A 3,695-nucleotide genomic window follows, 5' to 3' on the forward strand; every position below is an offset into this window, starting at 1 on the left:
ATGTAATGCTTCATCTTTAAGCATTACATAGTACTTTAAATAAAAATTTAATCTATAATTTCTTATCATCTTTTTTGAAACTCCAAAAGAGAACCTGTAGATTTCTTCACCTACAATACTTTATCAAAAATTTAAGTTTTTCTTTTCTCAACATTTTTCTGAAAATATTTTACTTTTCATCTTGCATTTCTCAATGAATATCCTATATATAATCAAAGATTCTCATATATTATGCATCACTCAATAGTATTCCAATATACTCCAATTAGGTGCTTCACTGGCCCTTCCATCAGTAAAATTATGTAAATTATAAAGGCTGAGTAGAGAAAAACAATTAAAAATAGTTCATAAAGAAAAAAGGAAAGTGGTTCGGCATCCACTTCCCTTTCGTAATTTTATTATGTATCGAAAAAAAGTACCCTATTTAATAGGGTACTTTTTAGTTACAGTAGTGTAATAGAAGATTTAAACCCTTATGCTACGCTGCTATATTCTTCTTCTTTTTCTTTTTTCTGCTTAGGCACTTGGATTAAAATTGAGATAATAAATGACACGACACATAATACGCCGATCACCATGAAAGTTGGTTTGAATCCACCTAGAAGTGCACCGATAAAGGAACCTGCAAGCGCTCCAAATCCAAATCCTTGATACACAATTCCGTAGTTCTTACTATGGTTTTTCATACCGAAGAAATCACCAACAATAGCTGGGAAAATAGTGATATTTCCACCAAAGCAAAACGCTACACTTGCTACACAGACGAAGTAGATACCATAATTTAAATCTACGAAACTTAGAACCAAGACTGAAGTCGCCATAGCAACAAAAGTACCAGTAACGATTTTTAAACGGCCGATTTTATCTGATAACGGTCCCAGAATGATACGACCCAATGTATTGAAGATTGCAACCATAGCCACCGCATTAGCTGCTGTTGCTGCGCTAAGCCCTACAAGTTGAACACCGATGTCTTTTACCATGCCAATTAAGTATAAGCCACTCATACATGATGTAAATAACATAATAAATAATAAGTATACTTGTTTTGTGCCTAACATTTCTTTTGTTGTATATTCTTTAGTTTTTGTTTCCTGAACTGCACCTTGATCAGCAGCTTGATGGATTAAACAAGCGCCAATCACGATCATAGCTGTAACAATTAAACCCCAGTATATAAACGCTTGCGATACACCAACTGAATCAATCAACATTGCGTTTATGTATTTAAATATTAGGCTACCTGTACCATATGCAGAGACAGATATACCGGCGATTAAACCTTTACGCTCTGGAAACCACTTTATTAAATTGGATAGTGAAGTAATATATGCTGTACCATCTGCGTAACCTACAACAACTCCTGCTAGTACATAAAGCATTAATAATGAGGAAGCTTGTGAACTAAGTATTAATCCAAGTCCTAACGCTAGTCCAGCTATCATAATAAGTTTACGAAGTCCCCATTTTTCTTGCAATTTACTTGCAAACAAAGTTGAAAATGCTAAAGAAAGACTAGTAATTGAGAAAGTTATAGCAACAGCGTTAAGACTCCAACCGTATTTACTCACTAAGGGCTGATTGAATAAACTCCATGTATATATCGTTCCAAGCCCCATTTGTACTATGACTGTTCCAAGGACAACAAGCCATGGATTAACCGATGATTTTTTCATACCATCTCTCCTCCTCTTTCTATTTCAATGCTATTCGCTAAATATGCTTTTTTCATTTTCATTTTCATTTTCGCCACCTCATTCGATTTAACAACTTCATTGTATAGGATATTACCCGTTATGTAAGCACTTACAAGACGGAGCGTCAAATATATGGAACCAGTTACATAAAACGAAGGATGAAATACAAAAAACTACTTGTTAAATACGTAGCAGCTTTTATAATGTTTTGCATCAGTACGACCTACGGAGGCTTTTACATCTTCTTTCACAAAAAAATTATCGAATTATACCATGGCTGGACTTCAATATTTTGCTTATCCTATACAAACAAAAAACATCCTATTCTTATTTAACTCTTCAACGTTTATAACATGTTGCGTCTGTATTTCTTGATACAAATCATTTAATAGTCTTGTAATCTGGCTTCTCATTACAATGCTTGTAATCAAAAATTCCATCATTTATACATTTCCACTTCCGTATATCTTGTTTTCCTAACGAAACATACAGAATTACAACGTTTTTTTACAATTTTCTACATAAAAATAGAAAATATATAATTCATTTACATAATGTTGCACTTTAATTTTTATTAAACAACAAATATTTTATTGATAAATAAAAACTAAACATTCACTAATATATCTATACGTGGTTTAATATATATAATAAACAAACATTTCTGACTTTTATAAGGAGGTACTATGAAAGCAAACGTAGGCGATACTATACTATTTCAACGAAATAACTTAAAGATCACAGCATCTGTACTAAAACTATACACTGAATCGGTCTTAGTTGAAGTTACAGATGTAAGCGGTGGTACTTTTGAATTTGACCGAACAATTGTAAATCATAAAAACTATAAAATTTTAAATGCAAATAAATAAAACAATACAAAATAGCCCCCGCTTAACAGCGGAGGCTATTTTGTATAATAACACTTCATTAATTTACATATCCTAAAACACTAACAATCTTACTTGCTTTTAAATTATTAATGTAATAATAAATTTCTAATCCTCTTCTTTCAGCTCTTAGCACTTTACCTTTCATTTTTGATAAATGCTGCGAAACAGTCGATTGAGGAATATTTAATATTTCTGTTAATTGCGTTACATTACAAGTTTTGCGTACACTTAATTCATTTACAATTTGTAATCGTATTGGATGCGCCATTATTTTTAAAATGTCCACATCTTCTTCAGTAACTAAACCTTTTTTTATCTCGCTCGTATATGTTGTCATAAGACATTCCCCTTTTGTTTGAATTCCTTTTTATTAAAATCTGCTTCTAAATAAAATGTAATCTCTAACATACAATTAAGACCCTTATATAGAAATAATAGGATTTTGATTATTTAAAAACAGCAATGCTATACAATTTTATTTATTTGGTACATATACATAATACAATTTCAATTTGTGCTGCATGTGAAGTTAGCGTAAATTTAGGATGAAGATTTTTCAAATAATTGAAACGCTTTTGGATACTATAGAATTCATTTAACTTTCTATAACTTTTTATTACAAAACTAAAAACAACTAGATGATTCTACCTATAACTATCCAGCTTTTTTAACACATGTTAGGCATTTGTATATACTATTGCAAAACACATTATTATTGAGGGGGAATTTATATGCCAACACCGTCACAAGAACAAGTTGAAGAAGCTCGTGAAACGTACGTCAGTCGTATTATTTTAGTTGGTGGTTCAGCTTTATTTTTAACAGGTGGTGTTATATCTGCAATTTCAGCCTTTAAAAGTTATAACCGTTTGGCAAATACGCCACCTTCTTCAAATGATTCATAATTGCATCGTTCATTCCTTTATATAATACAAATGCCGCCTCTACTATAGAGACGGCTTTATATAAAAACATTATTAAATTCATTTGAACTTTATTGAAAAAACGTTATACCGATTTGGTACAATGTTCAAAATAATGATAGATACTTTCAATTTGACAAGCTTATTTCACCACAAACCGCGTCTGACTACAGCCATCCTTC

At 31.4% G+C, this 3,695-nt stretch carries 4 protein-coding genes; 2 read left to right on the top strand and 2 right to left on the bottom strand.

The window, feature by feature from the left end; all coding sequences use genetic code 11:
- Nucleotides 1-473 precede the first annotated feature (473 nt).
- Nucleotides 474-1,676 carry an L-lactate MFS transporter gene (locus AC1DTM_RS20255; protein ID WP_016104784.1) on the bottom strand — a complete coding sequence of 401 codons (1,203 nt, stop codon included), beginning with the start codon at nt 1,674-1,676 and terminating at the stop codon, nt 474-476.
- Between the two features lie 707 nt (nt 1,677-2,383).
- Between AC1DTM_RS20255 and AC1DTM_RS20260 the strand changes: the two genes are divergently transcribed.
- On the top strand, nt 2,384-2,569 hold the full coding sequence (locus AC1DTM_RS20260; RefSeq protein ID WP_002012762.1) for a YkvS family protein: 186 nt from the start codon (nt 2,384-2,386) through the stop codon (nt 2,567-2,569).
- A 58-nt stretch (nt 2,570-2,627) separates the two neighbouring features.
- On the opposite strand, the gene AC1DTM_RS20265 is transcribed toward AC1DTM_RS20260, so the two are convergent.
- Nucleotides 2,628-2,927, bottom strand: coding sequence for an ArsR/SmtB family transcription factor (locus AC1DTM_RS20265; protein WP_002157922.1), 300 nt, complete (start codon nt 2,925-2,927; stop codon nt 2,628-2,630).
- Nucleotides 2,928-3,321: 394 nt separating this feature from the next.
- On the opposite strand from AC1DTM_RS20265, the gene AC1DTM_RS20270 reads away from it, so the two are divergent.
- Nucleotides 3,322-3,495 carry a hypothetical protein gene (locus AC1DTM_RS20270; RefSeq protein WP_002157923.1) on the top strand — a complete coding sequence of 58 codons (174 nt, stop codon included), beginning with the start codon at nt 3,322-3,324 and terminating at the stop codon, nt 3,493-3,495.
- Nucleotides 3,496-3,695 lie beyond the last annotated feature (200 nt).

The sequence above is a fragment of the Bacillus sp. P4_D3 genome (assembly GCF_056401855.1).

Bases quoted from the DNA above. Each gene is read 5' to 3' on its own strand.
- AC1DTM_RS20255 (WP_016104784.1), bottom strand. From the start codon at position 1,676: ATGAAAAAATCATCGGTTAATCCATGGCTTGTTGTCCTTGGAACAGTC.
- AC1DTM_RS20260 (WP_002012762.1), top strand. From the start codon at position 2,384: ATGAAAGCAAACGTAGGCGATACTATACTATTTCAACGAAATAACTTA.
- AC1DTM_RS20265 (WP_002157922.1), bottom strand. From the start codon at position 2,927: ATGACAACATATACGAGCGAGATAAAAAAAGGTTTAGTTACTGAAGAA.
- AC1DTM_RS20270 (WP_002157923.1), top strand. From the start codon at position 3,322: ATGCCAACACCGTCACAAGAACAAGTTGAAGAAGCTCGTGAAACGTAC.